General features: G+C 43.8%; 16 protein-coding genes. 7 read left to right on the top strand and 9 right to left on the bottom strand.

Features of this window, described 5'->3' with window-relative positions:
• Nucleotides 1-44: 44 nt before the first annotated feature.
• Nucleotides 45-1,286, bottom strand: coding sequence for a glycosyltransferase family 4 protein (locus ACWHX8_RS09190; RefSeq protein ID WP_447971654.1), 1,242 nt, complete (start codon nt 1,284-1,286; stop codon nt 45-47).
• Nucleotides 1,287-1,608: 322 nt separating this feature from the next.
• Between ACWHX8_RS09190 and ACWHX8_RS09185 the strand changes: the two genes are divergently transcribed.
• The 6 genes from ACWHX8_RS09185 to ACWHX8_RS09160 all read left to right on the top strand — a co-directional run bounded on the left by ACWHX8_RS09185 (nt 1,609) and on the right by ACWHX8_RS09160 (nt 8,842).
• Nucleotides 1,609-2,772: a glycosyltransferase family 4 protein gene (locus ACWHX8_RS09185; protein WP_447971653.1), complete on the top strand. Its 1,164-nt coding sequence runs from the start codon at nt 1,609-1,611 to the stop codon at nt 2,770-2,772.
• 116 nt (nt 2,773-2,888) lie between these two features.
• Nucleotides 2,889-4,187, top strand: a complete 1,299-nt coding sequence (locus tag ACWHX8_RS09180; protein WP_447971652.1) for a hypothetical protein — start codon at nt 2,889-2,891, stop codon at nt 4,185-4,187.
• 122 nt (nt 4,188-4,309) lie between these two features.
• Nucleotides 4,310-5,008 carry a hypothetical protein gene (locus ACWHX8_RS09175; RefSeq protein WP_447971651.1) on the top strand — a complete coding sequence of 233 codons (699 nt, stop codon included), beginning with the start codon at nt 4,310-4,312 and terminating at the stop codon, nt 5,006-5,008.
• Nucleotides 5,009-5,065: 57 nt separating this feature from the next.
• On the top strand, nt 5,066-6,010 hold the full coding sequence (locus ACWHX8_RS09170) for a sulfotransferase domain-containing protein (RefSeq protein WP_447971893.1): 945 nt from the start codon (nt 5,066-5,068) through the stop codon (nt 6,008-6,010).
• Nucleotides 6,011-6,189: 179 nt separating this feature from the next.
• Nucleotides 6,190-7,656 (top strand): O-antigen ligase family protein, encoded by a 1,467-nt coding sequence (locus tag ACWHX8_RS09165; RefSeq protein ID WP_447971650.1) that lies wholly within the window; start codon nt 6,190-6,192, stop codon nt 7,654-7,656.
• A gap of 10 nt (nt 7,657-7,666) precedes the next feature.
• Nucleotides 7,667-8,842 (top strand): glycosyltransferase family 4 protein, encoded by a 1,176-nt coding sequence (locus ACWHX8_RS09160; RefSeq protein WP_447971649.1) that lies wholly within the window; start codon nt 7,667-7,669, stop codon nt 8,840-8,842.
• Between the two features lie 6 nt (nt 8,843-8,848).
• Here the strand turns inward: ACWHX8_RS09160 and ACWHX8_RS09155 are convergent, their stop codons facing one another.
• From ACWHX8_RS09155 to ACWHX8_RS09120, 8 genes are all read right to left on the bottom strand, one after another.
• Nucleotides 8,849-11,692 (bottom strand): right-handed parallel beta-helix repeat-containing protein, encoded by a 2,844-nt coding sequence (locus ACWHX8_RS09155; protein ID WP_447971648.1) that lies wholly within the window; start codon nt 11,690-11,692, stop codon nt 8,849-8,851.
• Nucleotides 11,693-12,346: 654 nt separating this feature from the next.
• Entirely contained in the window at nt 12,347-13,744 is a 1,398-nt protein-coding gene (locus tag ACWHX8_RS09150; RefSeq protein WP_447971647.1) for a right-handed parallel beta-helix repeat-containing protein, read from the bottom strand.
• 295 nt (nt 13,745-14,039) lie between these two features.
• Complete coding sequence (locus tag ACWHX8_RS09145; RefSeq protein WP_447971646.1) at nt 14,040-14,813, bottom strand: hypothetical protein; 774 nt, start codon at nt 14,811-14,813, stop codon at nt 14,040-14,042.
• A 62-nt stretch (nt 14,814-14,875) separates the two neighbouring features.
• The gene (locus ACWHX8_RS09140) at nt 14,876-16,369 is read right to left on the bottom strand and encodes an AAA family ATPase (protein WP_447971645.1); all 1,494 of its coding nucleotides are present in this window, start codon (nt 16,367-16,369) and stop codon (nt 14,876-14,878) included.
• Nucleotides 16,370-16,374: 5 nt separating this feature from the next.
• Nucleotides 16,375-17,865 (bottom strand): GumC family protein, encoded by a 1,491-nt coding sequence (locus ACWHX8_RS09135; protein WP_447971644.1) that lies wholly within the window; start codon nt 17,863-17,865, stop codon nt 16,375-16,377.
• Nucleotides 17,866-17,974: 109 nt separating this feature from the next.
• Nucleotides 17,975-19,135, bottom strand: coding sequence for a polysaccharide biosynthesis/export family protein (locus tag ACWHX8_RS09130; protein WP_447971643.1), 1,161 nt, complete (start codon nt 19,133-19,135; stop codon nt 17,975-17,977).
• Between the two features lie 57 nt (nt 19,136-19,192).
• Nucleotides 19,193-19,888 (bottom strand): polysaccharide biosynthesis/export family protein, encoded by a 696-nt coding sequence (locus tag ACWHX8_RS09125; protein WP_447971642.1) that lies wholly within the window; start codon nt 19,886-19,888, stop codon nt 19,193-19,195.
• A 552-nt stretch (nt 19,889-20,440) separates the two neighbouring features.
• Nucleotides 20,441-21,139 (bottom strand): polysaccharide biosynthesis/export family protein, encoded by a 699-nt coding sequence (locus ACWHX8_RS09120; RefSeq protein WP_447971641.1) that lies wholly within the window; start codon nt 21,137-21,139, stop codon nt 20,441-20,443.
• A 574-nt stretch (nt 21,140-21,713) separates the two neighbouring features.
• On the opposite strand from ACWHX8_RS09120, the gene ACWHX8_RS09115 reads away from it, so the two are divergent.
• Nucleotides 21,714-21,941: a HEAT repeat domain-containing protein gene (locus ACWHX8_RS09115; protein ID WP_447971640.1), complete on the top strand. Its 228-nt coding sequence runs from the start codon at nt 21,714-21,716 to the stop codon at nt 21,939-21,941.
• Nucleotides 21,942-21,948: the final 7 nt, after the last annotated feature.

Raw genomic sequence — 21,948 nt, 5'->3', positions numbered from 1 at the left:
GCATTGACTACATTCCCGGCATGAGTAAATAGGAGCATTATGAATCACGTGACTGTCGTTTCTTCGCATAGCTTTTTGATACGTAAGGCCGTTATTTCCCAGCTATACCCTTCTTCGATCAAAATCGCTTGCGCCGCTTCGCCCAAACGATTGCAAAGTTCTGGACTGCTTGCAAGTTTGATGATGGAGGAGGCAAGAGCATTTGTATCTCCAACGGGGAAGAGTAATCCGCCACGACCTTCTTGAAGCATTTCAACGATTCGTTCAAGACTCGATGCCACAATGGCAATGCCTGTCGACATGTAATCAAGAAGTTTTACCGGGTCAAAATAGAATGGTTCTAAGGACAGAAATGGGGCAACGGCTATATCCGCAAGGTGTATATGTTTCAACATCGTTTCTCTCGGAAGCCATCCGTGAAAAGTCACAGCATCTTCGAGATCCAATCTCTTGCTGAGTTGTTCATCCGAACGACGCGTTAATCCATCGCCGATCAATTCTAGCCGTGCATAAGGAATTTGCTTCTGTACAAGCGCAAACGCATGGAGCAGGGTTGAAACTCCATGATAGGAATAAAAACTTCCAACAAAAATAATGGTCAACGGCTGTTTGAGCGATTGATGAGTCACTTGGCGTCTCGGGATAATATTGACTCCATAAGGAATGAAACGAATTCGCTGAGCTGTTACTCCTTCGTCCATCATAACTCTCAACATTGGCTTTGACACGATACGGATAAATGTAGCGCGACGCCATTGTATACGCTCAAACATTCGCAGAAAACGAGACTTTCTCCATCCGCGAAATGTGCGTTCTAAATAATGAGGCGAATGCACTTCGAGAATGATTGGACATTTTAAGGCTAATCCGACTAATAATGGCGTCCAATCACAATACAGTACTCTCCCATAGATCACGTCAGGAGAAAGGCCGGTCATGGCTTTGACTTGTCTCCATCCGGTATAGGTGTTTTGGATTCCACGTACAATCGCAATTGGTTCAATCAGAAGATGTTGAAGCCAGCGTGGAGCATGAGTTTGAAGGAATACTTGCAGTCTCCCTGTTTGTAATGAAGAATGCGTCGCCGTATGATATTCGTTGTTTGAGAACTCTGGAATTGTCGTAACTTGTATGCCTAGACCACGCAGTTCGTGGACAAACTTTTGCCCCCAGGTCCCTTGTTCGCTTTCAGACCGGTTCAAATAATGATTGAGGTAAAGTATGTGGAGAGAAGATGGCAAATTGCGACTTACGTTATGATCAATCGGATTGCTGTAATGTTTCACCTGAGGTTTAATCCTTAGTGTTATTATAACGAATGAAAATAGCCCGTTCAAAAGAGTACTTGGCTATCCATACGACATGTCCTTGGACAACGGCATCAAGTTCCGAACTAACTCTTTTTGATAAACAGTCTCTAAGGGTTGTACTGACGTGCATAATATATTGCGGATCTTTAAACCTCTTAGCCGCCCCACTGACCATTGTCTACAGTTGACGTGTTGACAGAACAGTCGAATAGAAGGAATCGTGAAAAAACTAAAAGTACTGCTTTCATCCTATACGTGTTGTCCTGGCAGGGGATCGGAACCAGGAGTTGGCTGGAACATGGCTTATCACTTGGCGCAGATTCATGATGTCTGGGTTCTCACACAAAACTACTACCAAAGGCCTATTGAAGAGGAATTAACCAAAAATCCGGTATCCGGTCTTCATTTCGTTTACTATGATCTACCGTCCTGGGCGCATCAATGGTGGCACCGTGGGCAGCAGGGAATACAACTGCATTATTACCTTTGGCAGCTCGGAGTCTATAACGTGGCCCGTCGTCTGCACCGCCACGTTCTCTTTGATGTTGCCCATCATCTTACGCTCGGTCGTTACTGGACGCCGAGTTTACTCTTTAGGTTGCCTATTCCATTTATTTTTGGTCCAGTGGGAGGTGGAGAGTCAGCTCCTTCTGCATTTTTTTCTAGTTTTGGGCTGAGAGGATTTATCTATGAATATGTTCGTACGGCGGTAAGATTTTTCGGTGAATGTGACCCTTTGGTTCAAGCTACGATTCGAAATGCCAAGGTAATTTTATCGCCAACTGTAGAAACTCGTACTCGTTTGAAGGCACTTGGAGCCAAGCGGATCGTTTTTTTTCCTGGACAAACCGGTATGAATCATCATGAAATTGATAGTTTATTAAGAACCGAGAGTGAGAGTGGCAACGTAGATCTTCGATTTATTAGCATCGCTCGATTACTCTCTTGGAAGGGAATTCACCTCGGCATTCAAGCTTTTGCTGCGGCGAATATCGATGGTGCCGAATATTGGATTCTTGGTGAAGGTCCTGAACGAGTTCGCCTGCAAAAATTGTCAGAAAATCTAAATATTAGCCATCGTGTCCATTTTCTTGGAAATCTTGGTCGAGTTGAAACGTTTAAAGAATTATTGGCATCGCATGTTTTCATTCATTTGAGCTTGCATGACTTTTCTCCGACCGTCTGTCTGGAGGCCATGGCTGCACAATGTCCCGTTATTTGTTTAGATATCGGTGGCCCATCAATGCAGGTATCCGAAAAAGCTGGCGTGAAACTGCCAGCTTCTACCCCAGCACAGGTTATTAATGATGCAACTACCGCAATGAAATTTATGGCCAGGAATCAGAACGCACGTCAACAGATGGGACAAGCTGGTCGCGAACGTGTCATCAGTGAGTACAGTTGGGACCGAAAGGCCAAATTACTTGACGGGCTGTATCAGCAAGTCATCCAGACAGATTAGCTGCAACAGAATTTTGGGGGAAGGATGTGTTGCTCTTAGACCTCAGCGTGGACATTAGTGTTTGCTTGCAGTTTAATTGTGTGGATGGTATGTCATTTATTTGAAGTGGATTGAACGTGAAATCATTTTTTTATTGGATGGAGAAGGCCGGGTGGGCAATTCTTGATCACGGGTCCTTCGCTGTGTCAAATTTTTTGGTCAACCTTCTTCTCGCTCGCTGGTTAAGTGAAGGTGAATATGGAGTGTTTACTATTAGCTATGGCGCTTTCCTTTTAGTCGGTACGATTCATTCGGCTTTGCTGGTCCAGCCACTTGTTGTTTTCGGAGCTGGCCGATACCAGGAACGAATGCTTGAATATTTAGAAGCTGCGCTACTCGGGCATTTCCTTGTGTGTTTAAGCATTAGCGTAATTTTTACGATTACCGCCGCCCTGTTCGTGGCAGTCAATAATCAGGCTATGGCTGTCTGCCTGTTGACACTTGCTTGTGTCAGTCCTTTTATCCTCTTGCAATGGCTGCTGCGTCGTGCAAGTTATTTATGCTCAGATGGTAGCGTGGCTGGTCGTGCTGGATTGGGCTACACCGTTCTGCTCTTAACCATGACGATACTATTGGTCCAGAATGACTTACTGTCTCCGGTGACTGCATTGGCTATTATGGGAGTTTCAAGTTTCATGAGTGCCGGATGGATGATTGTTCGGCTGCGACTTTCCTTCGTACTACAAAGATGGACCGAATATCGGCAGGCCGTTCGCGAACATTGGAATTATGGTCGCTGGTTGATCGGCACTGGTGTCATGGCGTGGGCCATAGGGAACATTTATTATTTTTTGTTACCGATTTGGGGAGGGGTGGAGACGGCAGCCGCTTTTCGAGCTTTACAGAATTTCTATTTGCCGGTGACTCATCTAGCTGTCGGCCTGATCAGTATCATCCTGCCATTTCTTGTCAGGCACCGTGGATCGACACAATTTTCGTCTGTAGTCTACCGAATGCTTGCGACTTCTTGTATCTGTACAGGGTTGTATTGGTTCATACTTGAACAGAAAGGTGAACATTTGTTGGAGTGGTTATATCAGGGAAAGTTTACCGAATATGCCGGACTGATGGGTATAATTGGTCTTACCGCTATGTGTTATGGCATAACCTTTATTTTTCGGCTGGTGCTATTGGCAATCGAAAAACCTAATCTTGTGTTTAAAGCAAATGTTCTCTCAATGATTTTCATTCTTTTCGTTGGAATTGGGATTGTGATGATTTGGGATGTGGTGGGGGCGGCATACGTAATGCTCGCCTCATTAGCCATAACCGGATTTTGTATGGGAATTTATGCATACCACGCAATTCGCAATGCTAACGAAGATGTCCTGAATATAAGAAAACCTCCAAGATGTGAGGGAAACAGTGTGCCGTGATAATCACGATGCAAGGCAAACTGTTGTGAGTAGGTTCATACTGATGCCTGAGTATTTTGGTTTTTCGTAATACTTTGTACTGATCTCTGTAGTGTATAACCTGAGCCACTTGTGATCGACATATGACTGCCGTAAAGCCTAAAATTTTTCAACTGGCATCGAAAATACTCCCGCATAATAATTCGAAGACGGTTGCTCCGCCAGGAATTTTGAAGCAGTCGAAGGTAGGTCGACCAATTATCGTTTCTTCTTTAATGCGGAGTGGGACACACATTCTAATCGATCTACTCTTAAATAACTTTTCTGCATATCGGAACTCTCCGTTGTATATTGATTTAGATGTGTATCTCACAAATAGGTTGCCAAAAGAAAAATTATTTTCATGTGGAACCTATGTCTTAAAAACCCATTATCCACAATGTCAACACGATGTGCCTGCTGTTCAGACAATTAAAGAACTCGCTAGTTGTTCTTACATCATGCAGCCAATACGACCTGCACGTTCGGTCTACCGTTCATTGAAAAACTTTTCGTATGCCGACGAATACGATTCTTTATTAAAAGAGAAGGAGTGCTTTCATGAATTTTGGGAACCGTATGCTCCTCATCAATTTGCCTTTAATGATCTTATTAACCAAACAGCCGTGATGAATATTCTACGCAGCATAAGTGTCGTGATTGAGCAAGATGTCCCATCGTCACCAATTTTTCCACCATCCAAAACTGATATCCAGCGTGTATATTTTTACAAAACACTCACACGATTGATCGGACAATATTCTCCGGTCATTAACACAACCGTGCAATTTTCAGGATCCTGACGATATTTCGTTAGGGTATGAGCTGATGAAAGGATAAGGTGAGAGTAAGTGAAGAACATGACACGTCCAAAATTGAAATTTGACTTCATATTGTTAGGGGCTAGAAAATGTGCCACGACTTCTCTCTATGCGGCTTTACGCACTCATCCAGAATTGTGTCTTCCGTATGACAAAGAGATTGACTTGTTTGCTGAGGAGGAGGCGTATACATTGGGTGAGACACATTGGCGTTCTTATTATCAGAACGATTGGGATCCTGCAAAAACCTTAAAGATCGGGAATTGCCATACCTGCTATTTATACCATCCGCAGGTCCCAGATCGTCTAAAACAGCATAATGATTCACTGAAATTAATTGTCACGATTCGAGAACCTATTGCACGCGCAAAGTCAGATTACATATATCACAAACGGCTAGGGTTGGAGAGGCGTACATTCAAGGAGGCTATCACTCAGCAGTTAGAAGGTCACAATTTATCGAATCCTAGCTTCACGGATCGGTATCTCTTTTCCGGCCTTTATTCTGACCATATTTCTCAGTATCTTCAAACGTTTGGGAAGGAACAAGTTCAGATTATCTTCTTCGAAGATTTAGCCAGGCAACCGAACGAATGGTTGCAAAAGGTGTTTCAATTTCTTGATATTGATACTTCCTTTATACCGCCGTCTGAGTCAATGAGTAAAAATAAAGCCTCATTGCCCATTATTCCCTCATTGAGCCGGGCCCTTATACAGTTTCGGCTTTTACCCAATCGTAGGACGAAATCTTTGATTCGACAATTATTTGGAAATACTCTACTCGTCAACATGAAGCAATCTCTAGACAAATTTGAGAAGTCCTTGTTGAGGCCGTCAAGCCATGACCTTATAGGACAAGAAATGGATAAAATCCTTCAAGAGTATTATCACGAAGAGATTATTAAGATTAAAGAATTGATGAGTGGACGTCTTCCTGAACAATGGGAAGCATGTTTGACCTCATATCAATGTCAAAACATTTAACACCCCTGATGTTCTTAGATGAGACTGCCCCCTAGCCATGGTGTCACTAGGACACGCCTCAGATTCTTCCGTCTCTCTCTCGTCCAATACTCTGGCGCTCGCACTTTGTTGTTCACATGCAGTGTTAAACAAATGATTTCTGCTGGTTAATGATAAACTTTCGTGCATGGGAATGGGGAATGACGCTGTTCATTGCATCAGCCCTGGGCCTTGGCATTTTGTTCGACGCGGCGTACGGGTCGGTGATTCTGACTGTTGGCCTTTTGCTAGCAGGAGTCACGCTTTGGGCGAAAAACTATTTAACAGAGTGGTTTCTTGGAAGTCTCGGTATTCTGTTGGTGGGCTATGCATTTCTCGGGCGCACATTTGCTTATATTGGTATCCCTCCGTTGTTTGTCGGAGAGATGGTGCTGGGGCTGGGAATGCTGGCCTTTGTCGCGGGACGAAAAGTTATGGCACCGATTCTTCGATTACCGCTTGTTCTGCTTCTTGTTATCTACGCCTTATGGGGATGTATTCGAACGATCCCATATCTTGAAACATATGGAATAACCGCGTTGCGAGATGGCGTGATCTGGGGATACTTCATTTTTAGTGTCTTGATAGTTGCCGGGTTATATCAAACTGCTTGGACGTCTTCTGTTCCTTCACTCTATAGCAAATTTATCATGCCGTTCCTCATCTGGGTACCCGTTAGCACGATCGGCTCAAAAGTTTTCGGGGACGACATACCGCTATTTCAAGGATTTAAACCGGGTGATGCGGCTGTGCATTTAACCGGTATTGCAACATTTCTTATTCTTGGCATTCATCAAACAATCAGGCAACCCAATGATGTGTGGAATGTGAATGTCCGGGAGTGGAGTTATTGGGTTTTATGGTTGTTTGGGTTTTTCCTTCTCGTGACACAATCTCGATCCTCATTTCTCATGGTTGTGATTTCCTTAAGTCTTGTCTTTCTGTTGAATCCTGTGGGTCGATGGGGCAAACCTGTCCTTACATGTCTCTTCCTCGGGTTTTTAGGACTCGTGATTAATATTGAAGTTGATATTGGAGATGTCCGCAAAGTTTCTCCTCGGCAAGCTCTAGAGAATGTTGTGAGTATTCTTAGTAGTGAGGATGTTAATGTTAGCGAACTGAAAGGGACAAAGGAATGGCGGTTGAATTGGTGGGAGGTTATTATTCAGTACACCTTTGGAGGAGAATATTTCTGGCTTGGGAAAGGGTTTGGGGTCAACTTGGCTGATGCCGACGGTTTTCAAGTGATTGAAGATGGGGCTTCGTTAAGAAGTCCTCACAATGGACACCTTACCATTTTAGCACGAGCAGGAGTTCCTGGATTCATTTTGTGGGTACTACTCCAAATAGGTTTTGCGATACAAATGGTTTATGTCTATGTGAAGTCAGTAACATATCAGCAGGATTTGTGCAAAAAACTAAGTATATGGGTCCTTGCATATTGGTGTGCGTGCATGATCAATTCTAGTTTTGATGTGTATTTAGAAGGCCCACAAGGCGGAATTTGGTTTTGGTCGGTTATGGGGGTTGGCTTTGCCGTCACCTTGTTGCAAAAGAGTGACTACGAACAGTTGCTTAAAGAACAAAGTACAATCAACCCCGAAAGCCAAGCGAAAGAAAAGAGATAATAGCTCTCGAGTGAAAATTCTTCTTGTCCATAATTATTACCAACAACCTGGTGGGGAAGATCAAGTCTTTCATGACGAATATCACTTGCTCTTGAAACATGGACATGACGTAAGTCGCTTCACTGTTCACAATGACCAGGTGAGGCACTTAAGTACATTACAACTCATCCGGACTTCTTTGTGGGGTTCAGCGGTTTATGAAGACTTTGTGCAAAAGCTTCGTACCGTCAAACCCGCTATTGTTCATTTTCATAACACCTTCCCTTTGCTGTCTCCTCAGGCCTGTCAAGTGGCACAAAATGAAGGTTGTGCAGTCATTCAAACGCTTCATAACTACCGCCTCTTGTGTCCTAAGGCCATTTTTTTTCGTGACGGATCGGTTTGTGAGCAATGCCTCAATCGCGCCATGCCGTGGCCTAGCATTCTTCATGGATGCTATCGAGACAGCTATGTGGCCAGTAGTGTCGTTGCGACAATGTTATGGTTACATCGCCATCAAGATGTCGGTATCCTGGGCGTTAATCGATTTATTGCCCTAACTGAATTTGCGCGAAAAAAATTTATTGATGGAGGATTACCAGCGGATAAATTGACCGTAAAGCCAAACTTTGTTTCGCCCGATCCTGGAATGGGAGATGGGGATGGTCAGTATGCCCTCTTTGTCGGGAGACTCACTCCGGAGAAAGGGCTCGCAACCCTAATTCGGGCCTGGGAGCACATAGGCCCCATTCTTCCCTTAAAGGTTGTTGGCGATGGGCCTGAACATGAATTCATGAGACTTGCTTCTCAAAACAACAGAGCAATAGACTGGCTGGGCCGTCGAACACGTGATGAAGTCGTTGAGTTGATGAAAAAGGCGAGTGTACTTATTTTCCCGTCTGAATGGTATGAAGGGTTTCCCATGACGATTGTTGAAGCCTATGCCGTCGGGTTACCCGTCATCGCATCAAAAATCGGAGGAATGGCAAGCTTGATCTGTGACAAGAGGACGGGGCTGCATTTTTCTCCTAACGACCATCATGATTTATGTGAAAAAGTAAGAATGTATGTGGGAAATCAAACGTTGCAGCGCGAAATGCGGCTCTGCGCACGTGCAGAGTATGTTCTTAAGTATTCAGAAAAACGGAATTACCAACAATTAATCGAGGTATACCAACAGACTCTCGAAACCGTGGAGCCCATCTGATACAGGTTAGGGCGACTGTTTGGCTTCTATTCGAGAAAAGGTTCCGTTTACATCATTTCTGAATGTCATCCATTCGTCTTCAGCATACAGAGACCATAACCAACGAAACGGCTTTTTGAGGTCGCCGAGTATGTACGTATTACTAACGAATCGATTGTTTTGAGAAGTAAATACTGCGTTACTATGTCGTCTGTCATATACTAGCCCAGTTCCTTTGCTGAGTGAAATGAAATTGTGATGCACGTGAAGATTCAACAGTAACGCAGATCCCTCAGAATTTAATCGGCTTTGCTGAATACCAGCAATACCACCCTTATTATCGCTGACCAAATTATAACGGACTTCAACATTAGATGAAGAATATACAACGATTCCGGACCCCCAAAGCCATAGTGGATAGCCGAAGCCGTTTCGCTCAGTCAAATTGTGCTGGATCAATGCAGAAAATCCTACTTCATGATAAATGCCGCATCGTGCATTCTCAAACACATGATTACCTTCGTACAGTATGTCCCGATTATCAATATCGGTCCACAGACCACAGCCGATATTATGATGGGAGACATTGTCAATTACCCGTAGATGATGTGTCTTCAAGAATTTGGTCCCACCTGCTTCAAAATCCCAACTAAAGTCCTGAGTGTTATTGAAGGCAATTTCATTGCCTTCAAGGATAATATTCTTTCCTGTTCCACCGATCCCGAGTTGCCCATTATTATGAACATGGCAATTGAAAACTTCCATGGCATCTCCTGCCCTGATTCCCCATCCATGATTGAGACGTATTTCGGAGTTTTCGACTCTCCAGTTTTGTCCTTGCGGCTCATGAAGGGTATTGCGGGCATGAATGGCCCCTTGTCGTGCGGGGTTCGCATACTTTTCAATGATTAAATTTTGGATTGTGACATTGTTGGCGTTGCCGAAAAATGCATGAGAGGTGACACTTGTCTCGACTATATGTCCCACAGGATTGTCAATCATGTAAATCTTGTCATTCTTGTAATCAAAAAACCATTTCCCTGGTTTCACACGATCGAGACGCGTGACCTGAAGCAACGGTGTGTTATCAAGAAACAAGTCCTCTGGATAGCGACATCCATGTGCTTGTGCCCCAGACTCCAATACCATGCAGGCTGTTTGCAAGGACTCTACCTCTCCTTGTTGGGTTTGATTATGGGCGACCCAGTATGGTCCTTCGCGAGTAAATACGGATAACTTTTTGGCACCAGAGAGAATCGCGCCGTTTTCTCCTAAAAATATATTTCTGTTTTTCGGGACAATCTGTTGAAAACGATGTAGACCTGATTTAATCAAAAAGACCGTACCTTCGGGATGTTGATCGACCTTAGCCTGAATGTTTTGTCCTGGTCTGATGGGGACAGCCAACTCATCGTCTATAGTGCGCGATTGACGAATAAAGAATCGGCCATTCGCATCATGTCCAAGCGCACGCCATTCGGACGGAGTCATTCGGCGGTCCGACCATCGAAAAAACTTGGCGTCATCAGGAATGACGTACGTGTTATTTTGGTACCGATTATTGCGGCTTTCAAACAATGAGGTATTGCCCGTGTCCTGAACGAGTCCTGATTGACCAGTGTTCATCGCAATGTGATTGTGATGTACGAACAAATTGCGGACCTCATACGGGCCGTATTTGCCTGTTCCGACTTTCTGTTCAATGGCGGAAATGCCATCGGCGTTATGAATCACCGTGTTGCCGTATATTTCTACGTTTGGTGATGAATGAACAAGAATTCCTGATCCCCACAGCCATCTTGAAAATCCATATCCGTTGCCTTTCACCCAATTATTGCGAATCATCGCGGCATAACTAGTCATATGGATAATTCCAGCTTGAGTATTGTCAAGGATTCGATTGCCTTCGTAGAGCGTGTTGATATTGTCGTCATCGATCCAGAGACCCGGTCCTTCATTCCGTTGAATGATATTCCCTCGAATCACGACATTGTTTGTTCGAACGAATTTTACACCGCCTGCCTCCCAACCTGTACTAAACCCCTGTGTATTATTATGTGCGATCACATTGTTTTCTGCCACGATATCGTCTCCACTTCCACCAATACCTAATTGACCATTATGGTGAATATGGTTCGCAATCAATTTCATGCGATGTCCAACCCGAACTCCAGATCCGTGATTAAATCGTACTTCGACGCCTTGGATATGCCAGCCATCGCTTACATGCCCTTTTGCCTTGTCTTTACCGTGTATGGCACCTTGCTGTGCCGGATTGGCATATTTTTCAATGATCAAGTTTTTGATTGTCACATTCGTTGCCGTTCCAGTAAATGCATGCGGAATCACACTGATTTCAACTGTTCGATTTCGAGGATTGTTGGCGATGTATATTTTTTTATGATTACGATCAAGGAACCATGTGCCGGGTATAACCTCTGATAGGCGGGCTACTTGGGTTAACATGTTTCCATCGATAAAGAGATCTTCTGGAAATTGACATGCCGTTTGACGCTGACCATTTGCTTGAATTTTACAAAGACCATGAGGTTGACCCAACGACCACCGATACGGCGTCGTCCAACGGTCACCTTCAGGGGAAAAGTCGCTCAATAAAGCCGATCCTGAAAGGATGACTCCAGATTGACCGATAAAGCTGTGTCCGGATTTCGGAACAATCTGTTGTCCTCTATAGAGACCAGGTTGCAAGAGAAACGTCGTTCCTTCAGGGTGAGCATTCACAAAAGTTTGAATATTACTTCCTGGGTCAATCACGATTGACGCGTGGGATTGGGGTAAAGGTGGCATCATACCAGCAAAAAATATGACGATAATCATATAGCCCTTGAGGTGTTGCGCGCATTTCTTCATAACGATTCTCAATCTCCTTTGCTCTCGCGTTCTTTTGGCGGTGTGCTGGAATGGTTGATTAAATAGCTGTATGCAGAACTAATGCCATACAGAAAGTATTTGTTGGCCCGGAGCGAACGAGAAGATGTGTATGAATACGCGTAATTCAGGCAGATGGGTTATGTATCAGAAACAACAAAGAAAATTGATGATCTAAGAAGCAAGATGTGTTGAAACTTACGTTGAATGATGACGTTACGTGACGCAAGTCGTTTGAATCGAGAGGAGCAATGGATGAAGGCGATGGTGGAATGAGAGGAAAATATTACCCATGAAAGATGCAGAATGTACCTCGGGTCACGAGGATCGATGTCTCTATAGCCGTCTCAGTTATGTCGAATCTACAGGTCTCCGCACTGAATGCTGATTAACCCTTTGTGATTGAACCGTCAATTGCCTGTAGGTCCTTATCTAGGCTGGCATAACCTTCCTTTATATTCACGTTGTCTCGCGCGGAGAGCAGTGGTCCTCAATATTTGGACAGTGGATTAAAATGGTGGAACTCTCAAGGATCCGCTTTATTGATTGGTCGATATGAAAAAGAAATAGGGAATGTATGATTACAAACTGAACATGTATAGTATTGAGTGGATAAAGCCATGGGAACTGTACAATTCATTGAGTGCTAGAGGCATGAGGTGAGCGGCCTAACTTCCCCTCCTTATCGTGCCCATAATTTTGCCATTCTCGAAAGGTTTGAAAATGATTCATCCAGAGAAAATATTTTTTCCTGTTACCATGAAGATGATAGGTATTGTATTCAAAACGATTGTTGTGTTGCGTAAAGCAGGACATGTCGTTCATATCTTGAACGAGTCCCGTGTTGCCTTTCGTCATGCTGACGACATTATCATGCACCGATAAATTCTTAACAAGATGAGGTCCATACTTTCCTCTTCCACGTTTTTGTTGAACTGCCCCGATTCCATCGGCATTGTTCTCGACGCGATTTCTATAGACTTGGGTATCAGAGGAGGCGGCAATAAGGATCCCAGAGCCCCATAGCCATACAGGAAACCCTAGTCCGTTTCTTGTGACAACGTTATCTCTAATGATTGCAGCATAACTGATCTCGTGGAAAATCCCTGCTCTCTCATTGTCTTCTACTCGGTTTCGTTCGTATAAAGTATTGATATTATCAATGTCAGTCCAAAGTCCAGGCCCTCGGTTGTGGTGTACAAAATTGTCACTGACAATGAGATGCTGTGTCTTGACAAACTTTGTTCCACCAGCTTCCCATTCTCTTCTGAATTCCAGTGTATTATTATGTGAGATTTCATTGTGTTGAATCAGAATATTGTCACCAAATCCCCCAATGCCGAGTTGTCCATTATGGTGGACGTAGCAGCGTAGAACATGAATGCGTTCTCCCGATCGAATTCCTATTCCATGGTTAAGTCTGACCTCGGAGTCTTGGATAATCCAACCTTGTCCGTGCTTGGCATGGATAGCTCCATGTTGTGCCGGATTGGCATACTTTTCAATGATTAACCCACGAATCGTCACATCTTTGGCCGCACCTTCAAATGCATGACGTGTAATACTCGTTTCAATTCTATGCCCAACAGGGTCATCGGCTAGATATATTGAATCATTCTTATAATCAAAATACCAACTATCCTTCCCAATGTCAGATAAGCTTGTAACTTGTACTAATACCGTATCATCGAGAAATAGATCTTCCGGATATCTACAGCTAGTAGACTCATGTCCGTTTGGTAATTTTTGACACTTGCCATGGACCTGCCCTTGTTGGGTTTGGCCAGTCACGACCCAATACTTTCCCTTCTTGACAAACCCTGTCAATTCGCGTGCACCCGATAAGATCGCACCGGCTTCGCCTACAAACGAATTGCCGTTTTTGGGAACAATGCGTTGTAGACGATGGACGCCCTTTTTAAGAACAAATTTTGTGCCGGGAGGATGACGCTCAACCAGAGATTGGATATTAGTCCCCGGGTTAACCTTGATTGAACTCCGATGGTCAAGCCCCACCGTGCTTGTATTTCTCACATAGGAGCTATCAGAAATGGCCGCTGTATATGACAAGGGGAGTGATCTGTCTATCGGGAAACTATAACTTTCCGAGCTTAAACCACTGCCACACAAAAACACAGCGAATATTATAGAGAGAAACATATCAATAAAGCGTACGGGGAGTATCATTTGAGAATTCCTTATGATAGTGAGATTCACAATGAATTGATTGCGGGATTAGTAGTACATTGATAAGACGCACTACGATAGGAAGTTATGATGCGAGTGAAGATCTTGCTATTTTATAGAAACCAGTAGCTGTTTATTCATGTCAGAGGTGTTTGTAGAGCCATTTCGGTATGTAATGAAACTCCTTATTAAAGACAATGCCTAAAACCGTTCCTCCATTTTTCTCAACCCGTTCTTTAACGTTTTCAACGACAACAGAGCGAGATTTTTCCGCTTGAATTACTACGACCACACCATGAACCCGTCGGCACAACTCGAGGCCATCAATTGAAGAATGAATCGTTGGCGAATCAATAAGGATGTAGTCAAATCTATATTGTGCACTCGTTAAAACTTTTTCTTTTTTCTCTGAGACTTCCCGATTGGCTATCGACCGTACCTGCGATGAGAGTGATGCAATAAATAATTGGGACTCGCCAACTTGACACACAGCCTCACGAATATCTTCTTCATTCATGATAGCTTGCTCGAGAGAAAGGCCAGGAAGTACGCCAAAATACTTGAACTGCGCTTGCGCCTGATGTGCATCGATAAGAAGAACGGATTTACCGTATATCATGGCAAGGACCTTGGCATATTCACGAACGATTGTTGATGTCCCGTCGTTGTCTTGAGAGCCAAGAAACTGAATGATATTTTTCTTACTATTATCCAGTAAACCTGAAAGATTTTGGTGAAGTTGAAGCATTTCTCGTTCAAGTTGAATCGGGAACTCTTCGGCATGCTTCGGCTGATCGAGAACTCGTATTGGAAGGATCTTTGGGGATTCTTTTTCTGGTCGCTCTTGAAGAAGACGGCCTTTTCCCTGCTGTCGATCTGTTTGAGCTTGCTGTAAGGCTTCATAAACTTTACTCATAAGGTCTCACTCTGTATGAATGAAAATAAAAAATTCACGGAGTTTTATATAAGGTGAACAGATCAGTCGGCAGACAACTCTGGGCGAATCCGTGGAAATGTGATTGTTTGTCCAGGGAACAGCCATTTGGCACTTCGTATATGCGGATTCTGTTCTAGGACACGACGGATATGCTGAGGACTTGACCTCCCGTACGTTGAACGTATGAGTTTATCAAGTGTGTCCCCACGCTTAACATGATACACCTTCAAGGGTAACTCACCGACGCGTGCTATACTTTGAGGTGGGCGTACGAACTCTTGAGATTGTTCAGATGACTTTGCATGAATCGGCTGTTTTTCACGTTGACGAAGGGGAGGCTGAGCTGCCTGCGGAAGCTTTGCCTTTGGTTCATCAATTGATTGTTCTTGTGTTTTCGGATTTTCAATATGAGTAGCTTGTCGTGTCTGTTGATCAGCATGCTGCATGTGAGGACGTTCTACATATGACTTATTCAATAAAACATCTCTCGGCGCAACTGGTGTCGGTATCGGCTCAGTAATTTCTAAGGGCATCGTTCGGGATGCTGGCATTGTGGACTCTGTCTTTTGAGGCGAACGCACTACGTTTTGAGTCAGTTGCACGGCTTCTTGGGAATCAAGAGATTCAAATAGAAAAAAATCGGTATTGGCTCGAATCCAAGGAATCGAAAAAATAAAGACCCCGGCTGCAATTGCCGCTGCAATCCACTTCTTACGTGTTTGTCTTGTCGTACCTTTGAGATCCGAAATGACTTCTTTGGCGATTTTTCCTGGAATGGGTTTGACTTGATATGCATATCCAGTGAGAAGTGTATTATCGCACAGTATATTCAAACGCCTTGGAATGCCTCGTGCTTCATGAATAATCAATGTAAGCGCAGGTTTTGAAAAAATAGTAGAAGATTTTGCTCCGGCTTTTGCCAGCCGATACTGAATATAATCAAAGCTTTCAGATTTAGTCAGAGGTCGAATGGTCGCGCGAATGGTAATACGTTGCTTTAATTGACGCAAGGCATCTTGATTGAGCAAATCTTCTAATTCAGGTTGACCAATGAGAACGATTTGAAGAAGTTTATCTGTGGTCGTTTCAAGGTTCGACAGCATACGCAAATTTTCAAGCGTAGCAAGCGGCATGTTCTGAGCTTCATCAATCAACAGCACAATGGTTCCGCCTTTTTGATATTCTTGAATTAAGACGTCCTGGAGTTGCTGAACCATGGCGCTACTATTCTGATCGGTTGGATGATGCCCAAGCTCACTTAACAGGCATTTCAATAAATCAGTAAATGTTAAATTTGGATTATAAATATAGACCGCACGGTCTTGAGAGGCATCGAGTCGTTCAAGCAACGTGCGAAGAATCGTAGTCTTTCCAACACCCACCTCGCCAATTATAGTAATGAACCCTTGCCGTTCTTCTACACCGTAGATCAGGGAAGATAAGGCTTCCCGATGGGTCGCGCTCGAAAAAAGAAAGCGCGGGTCTGGCGTTGTATGAAACGGTTTTTTGGTGATCCCGTAAAAGTTTAGATACATAAGCCCTACGTAAGGTCTTCGTGATAACGAACACTTGTAAGAGTTGGAAGTCCGAGTGCACGCGCAGCATGTTCAGAGCGTGTATACCCTCCTTGAAAATACTCAGAAAGAAAAGCCAAGCTAATACCGGCTATACTGCCGAGGATTATCGAAATCAGAATATTTAACGCTACCTTGGGAGCGATCGGTTCCGCTGGGACAACAGCAGGTTGAATGACGCTAATATTCGCTAACTTGAGATGATCCATTTCTTCAGCGACTCGTGCATCTTCAACTTTACTCAAATAAATGGTGTAATTTTTTTCTGCTGACTCGATCTGCAGCTGAAGGGCCTCAAGTTCTTTGGCCAATCTATCAAGTTTTGATAAATCTTCCTCCAACTCCTGCAACTGTCCTGTAATGGCTTTCACACGAGAGTCTAGAGAGCGAAATTCAGATTTTGACTTATGAATTTCAATGAGAAGTTCTTGATGGACTGGATTTTGGATTGTCGTGACCTTATCACTAAGGATTGATTCTTGTTCTTGGATAAACTTCTGAATCATCTGGATTTCACTTCGAATATTTACAACGAAACGACTGGTGTCTTTGTAGCGTGTGGAAAGATTCTGTTCTTCAAGTTGTAACTTCAAGAGATTGGATTTGGCTTCATCGATCACTTTTTGCCGTTCGGATAGGCTTGTATGAGACACGAATTCAGGTACTTCTGCAATTTGTTTCAGGAGTGAATCGAGTTTGCTCTTCAGACCTTCTCTTTCATTTTGAACTTCTCTGCGAGAGACATCCAGGTTTCTACGCTGTTCGAGAAGAAGGTGCTGCTCCTCTTCGAGTGAAGATAGCCCATGCTGACGCTTAAAGTCTTGCAAAGCACCCTTAGCATTTTGCAATTTATTATGGTAATCCTGTACTTGTTGCTCGAGAAATTCAAATTGAGGATTACTGAAAATCTCCAAATGTTTTTCCAAGAGGTAGTCTATCAAGAGGTTAATAGACTTCGCAGAAATCTCTGGATTATGATGCTGGAAACCCAAGTTAATGACATTAGAATCTTTGACGCCCGTCGCCCGAAAATTCTCCTGCATTTCCAGAAAACTGGCTTCAAGCTTCGAGATATCTGAGGGCGGGGAATCAGCAATGTCAGGGTACATCATTTCGACACTCAGGGTCTTGATAACCTGCTCCAACAAATCTCGGCTAGAAATAATTTGAAGTTCAGATTCTATGACTCGTTCTTGATCAAACGACACGGACGGATTGACGCTCCCGACTTCAGGACGGTAAATGTGTTCACGGCCCATCTTGACCATCAGACTTGACGTCGCTTCGTATGTTGGAGGAATTAAAAAAGAACCAATCGTCACCAACGCCACAGTCCCGAACAGCACCCCTAAAATCTTCCCTCTGTGCTTAAATAAAATAGTCAGGACATCTCGCAAGCTAATGTGTGGTCCGTCATGTTGTGGTGATATAGCCTGTTGCTCTCGTTGCGGTATCATGGGTTTTTGTAATTCTTCATGTAGGTGAAATGTTTATAATAGTATGAGGCGATCAACACAAACGTTCGTTATAAAAAATGGCGCAGTGAAGAATTTCTGAAAAATTCAATCATCGAGAATGCTTGGTAGCTCTGGAGCGCGTATCGATATTCGTCGTAAATGAACGTAGAATCACTGTAATCGATGGATTTTTTAATTCATTCTCGTAATGGTGCTTTAGAAGAGCTTTTAACTCCTCTACGGTTTGCCCTGAAGCCATGACTTCACCGATAAGTTGCAATGAGATCTTTCCATCAGGCCGTACCGTCGCTTCTTGATTAAGGTCGGGATTAAAGAAAAACTTCACGTCGAGTAAATCACCAACTTGAACCCGGTAATCATCCAATGGCGTGGTCCCGACCATCGCTAGATAATCTTCATAAACACGTTCACTCGCCTCAACAGTACGAAGAAGTTCCCGAAATTCTTTTTCGAGATGATTCAACCGTTGGAGTTCTTCGTCAATTTCAAGGATTTGCTTGTGCGTAACATTCCGTCGTGCTTGTTCAGAAACAAGTTGTGCCTCAGTGCGAAGGATTTCAATTTCTAGCTCTTGATACACAGGATTTTTTCCCGTTGTGATCATATTTTCAAGTTCTGCCGACTGCTGTTTCTTTAAGAAATTCTTCACAAGCTGAATTTCTTTCTGTACACTCTGGATAGCGCGACTATTGGCTTGATATTTTGTTAAATATTCTTGTTCTTTGATCTCGAGGTCGAGGAGGTTTTTTTGTGCCTCTTGAAGAATTTGTTGTTGATTCGTCACGCTTGACAGTGGCACCTTCTCTGGAATTTTGGTGATCTGCTGCTTCAACCACATGAGTTTTGTGTCAAGACCGCTTATATTATTCGCTGTTTCCTTGAGTAGGGTGTCTAATTCTTTTCTTTGTTCAAGAAGAAGTTGCTGTTGATCTGCAAGCGATGTGAAGGCATGTTGTTTTTTAAATGCTTGGACTTTTGCCTCAGCTTGAGCGAGCTCATGTTTATAGGCATGTAATTGGCGTTCGACAAAGGAAGGAGTAGGCAGAGTACTTGTCGGTGGTTGCCCAGTTGCTATATCGGTCCGTTGAATCCTCTGTCCGGTGGGAACGGACTCAAGCGACTGTGCAGTTCCAACGCCAAGCGTCAAAATTGAAAGTGAGTAAAGGAGTACCCGTAATTGAAAACGCTGAGCATATGAACGAAAGAAATTCGGAATTTCCAATATTTTCTTCTTCCTAAAAATCTGCATAATATGAACTTCCTTACGATACGTTCATCTTCGATAAAAGGAGGCACTGTAGTTGTATTAGAGAGGGAAAAATGCTCCAAAGTTAATTGGAATATTTTGACGAATATATTGATCGACCCAGAGGTTCACATCCGCAATGGGTGAACGTGGAACATAGACAATATCATAAGGCACAAGGCCTATATCCTGCGTAAAATCCTCCCCGGAGAGTACGGCCTTGAGATTTACCGGAATAACCAGTGGTTGTCTGCCCTGAATTCGTCGGATAATTAAGGCTTCGTCCCAGGCCTCCTCTGTCGCGCCTTCTGCCCGTGATATTGCCTGCATCACGGTCAATGGCCCTGTTAGTTCAAGTTCACCAGGCTTTTCAACTTCACCGTCGACATAAATCCTCGCACCAAACGCACGCACGATGACCGTGATTTCCGGTTGTTTTAATTCTCGATCATATTCTTGTGTTAAGAGCGCCGAGAGTGCATTGGGCGTCCGTCCCGCCGCAATGGCTTCCCCAACTAATTGGAGGGAAATGCGCCCATCCGGCCGAACCGTCACAAGCTCATTTAAGTCCGCATTATAGAAGAACTTAATATCTAACTCATCGCCAGGTTGAATGATGTACTCTTTCATCAAGGTGGGCCCAACCTGCCCTACCGTCGTCCCGGGGGAACCAACCGACGTGGGGCTTTTGACAACCACGCTGGGCGAACAAGCCGTCAAGAAAAACATCAGAAGAAAAATACGTCCCGCAATCATTTGTACACGGTCCTTTCGTCTGCAATCTTTATTGAGAGATTTTATTGAAAATGCCTTGAGGGATATATTTCAGGTTTTGCCGTAGTAATGTAATAGATGCGTACGCTTCAATTTATGATATTGCTAGGCATAGGATAAAATTTAGGAATATAATTAATTGTCGCCAGGGTGAGAAAAAGCTCAGGTTCTATACCCTTGGCATTGTACTTTCATAATATTCTCTTTTTTCTATTTACAATCGTCGCAATAGATAAATGCGGTGAAAATGCAATGAACATACCTATTGGGTGATGGGAGAATACATCACCTGGAAGTATAGAAAATTATACTCAAGATTCCTTGCTAAGGCTACTACTTTTGCAACCGGAAGTGCATGGCATAGCATACAGCATTATTACGTATTTAAGTATTTAAATCTTAAATTTTATTTTTAAAACTTTACTCCAAGGCAACATAGCCATCACATACGCATAAGTGCGGGGCAGAATATTTTGACTATTCCCTGTGATTGCTTCATCCATTATGCATGCCGGAAAACTCAGGTGGTAGGCTCTAATTAATTGGGAAAAAGGCTCCGAACCTTATTGGAATATTTTTGCGAATATATTGATCGACCCAGAGGTTCACGTCCGCAATGGGTGAACGTGGAACATAGACAATATCAAAGGGCACAAGACCTATATCCTGTGTAAAATCCTCCCCGGAGAGTACGGCCTTGAGTTTCACCGGGATAACCAGTGGCTGTCTGCCCTGAATTCGCCGGATAATTAAGGCTTCGTCCCAGGCCTCCTCCGTCGCGCCTTCTGCCCGTGATATTGCCTGCATCACCGTCAAAGGCCCTGTCAGTTCAAGCTCTCCTGGCTTTTCAACTTCACCGTCGACATAAATCCTCGCACCAAACGCACGCACGATGACCGTGATTTCTGGTTGTTTGAGCTCTCGATCATATTCTTTTTTCAAGAGTTCCGTCAGTGCGTGGGGCGTCCGTCCCGCCGCAATGGCTTCCCCAACTAATTGGAGGGAAATGCGCCCATCCGGCCGAACCGTCACAAGCTCATTTAAGTCCGCATTATAGAAGAACTTAATATCTAACTCATCGCCAGGTTGAATGATGTACTCTTTCATCAGCGTGGGGCCAACTTGACCAACCGTGGTCCCCGGTGAACCAACCGATGTTGGACTTTTCACGACAACACTGGGGGAACAGGCGGTCAGGAAGAAGATAAGAAGAAAAGTCAGTCTCGCAATCATGAGTATATGGCCCTTTCAACGAGAAGTTTCAATGAACGTGGGCATTGACATTCGTTATGAAGAAGACGCGATGTGAGAGGAACCGTGATCACACGTATAGCTCCCCAACATCAAGACAATAGTTGCGTATTTTACTATGACGATGCATGCTCGCCCCCTCAAAAACAGATGACTGAGTCTTCATTTAGAGGGCCAGGAAAGTCCAAAGGCTGTATAAAATAGTCATATTAATACGAAACGTCAATTTGAGAAACGGTAATTTCTGTACTAGGAAAAACCCTGCGCAATGAACATTACGCAAGGCGGGCAAGATCTCGCTTCTCGCGTGCTCAGGATAGGACTTTATAATAAAAATCCGTCGTTAAATCCACTAGTATTCACACCGGAACATTCGTAGGGTCAAAAACAAGCTCCTTGTCCTATTGATGGGAAATTGACTCAAGCAAATTTGACATTCTGTTATTTCGTTTAGCCTTTTTACACATTTGTGTAAAGAATATGACAATGCTGACCGATCGAGCAATTTGTTTCATATCATTCGTACACCACAAACACTTCACGAGAGAAAGCCATCATGCCGACAACAAAATGTTCTCAATCCGTGAAAGGGAATATTCAAGCACTGTTCTTTCATCATGATCCCGAAACGCGTGGGCTAGCTGCTGAAAACTTGGGAAATGGAACGATGGGAGTGGCGAGTGAGCGGGCAGCATTAGAAGCCTTAACAACCGCGCTCCGTGACCCAGCCAATATGGTAAAGGATGCTGCGCTCCAGTCACTCGTGCGACTGGGAGTAAAATAAGTCGATC

The sequence above is a fragment of the Nitrospira sp. M1 genome (assembly GCF_965152605.1).
This window is presented reverse-complemented; position numbering and strand designations above follow the sequence as displayed.

What these genes read in the sequence shown, in the direction of transcription:
- ACWHX8_RS09185 (WP_447971653.1), top strand. Translation starts at nt 1,609, where the DNA reads ATGGCTTATCACTTGGCGCAGATTCATGATGTCTGGGTTCTCACACAA.
- ACWHX8_RS09175 (WP_447971651.1), top strand. Translation starts at nt 4,310, where the DNA reads ATGACTGCCGTAAAGCCTAAAATTTTTCAACTGGCATCGAAAATACTC.
- ACWHX8_RS09170 (WP_447971893.1), top strand. Translation starts at nt 5,066, where the DNA reads ATGACACGTCCAAAATTGAAATTTGACTTCATATTGTTAGGGGCTAGA.
- ACWHX8_RS09165 (WP_447971650.1), top strand. Translation starts at nt 6,190, where the DNA reads ATGACGCTGTTCATTGCATCAGCCCTGGGCCTTGGCATTTTGTTCGAC.
- ACWHX8_RS09155 (WP_447971648.1), bottom strand. Translation starts at nt 11,692, where the DNA reads ATGAAGAAATGCGCGCAACACCTCAAGGGCTATATGATTATCGTCATA.
- ACWHX8_RS09145 (WP_447971646.1), bottom strand. Translation starts at nt 14,813, where the DNA reads ATGAGTAAAGTTTATGAAGCCTTACAGCAAGCTCAAACAGATCGACAG.
- ACWHX8_RS09140 (WP_447971645.1), bottom strand. Translation starts at nt 16,369, where the DNA reads ATGTATCTAAACTTTTACGGGATCACCAAAAAACCGTTTCATACAACG.
- ACWHX8_RS09135 (WP_447971644.1), bottom strand. Translation starts at nt 17,865, where the DNA reads ATGATACCGCAACGAGAGCAACAGGCTATATCACCACAACATGACGGA.
- ACWHX8_RS09130 (WP_447971643.1), bottom strand. Translation starts at nt 19,135, where the DNA reads ATGCAGATTTTTAGGAAGAAGAAAATATTGGAAATTCCGAATTTCTTT.
- ACWHX8_RS09125 (WP_447971642.1), bottom strand. Translation starts at nt 19,888, where the DNA reads ATGATTGCGGGACGTATTTTTCTTCTGATGTTTTTCTTGACGGCTTGT.
- ACWHX8_RS09120 (WP_447971641.1), bottom strand. Translation starts at nt 21,139, where the DNA reads ATGATTGCGAGACTGACTTTTCTTCTTATCTTCTTCCTGACCGCCTGT.
- ACWHX8_RS09115 (WP_447971640.1), top strand. Translation starts at nt 21,714, where the DNA reads ATGCCGACAACAAAATGTTCTCAATCCGTGAAAGGGAATATTCAAGCA.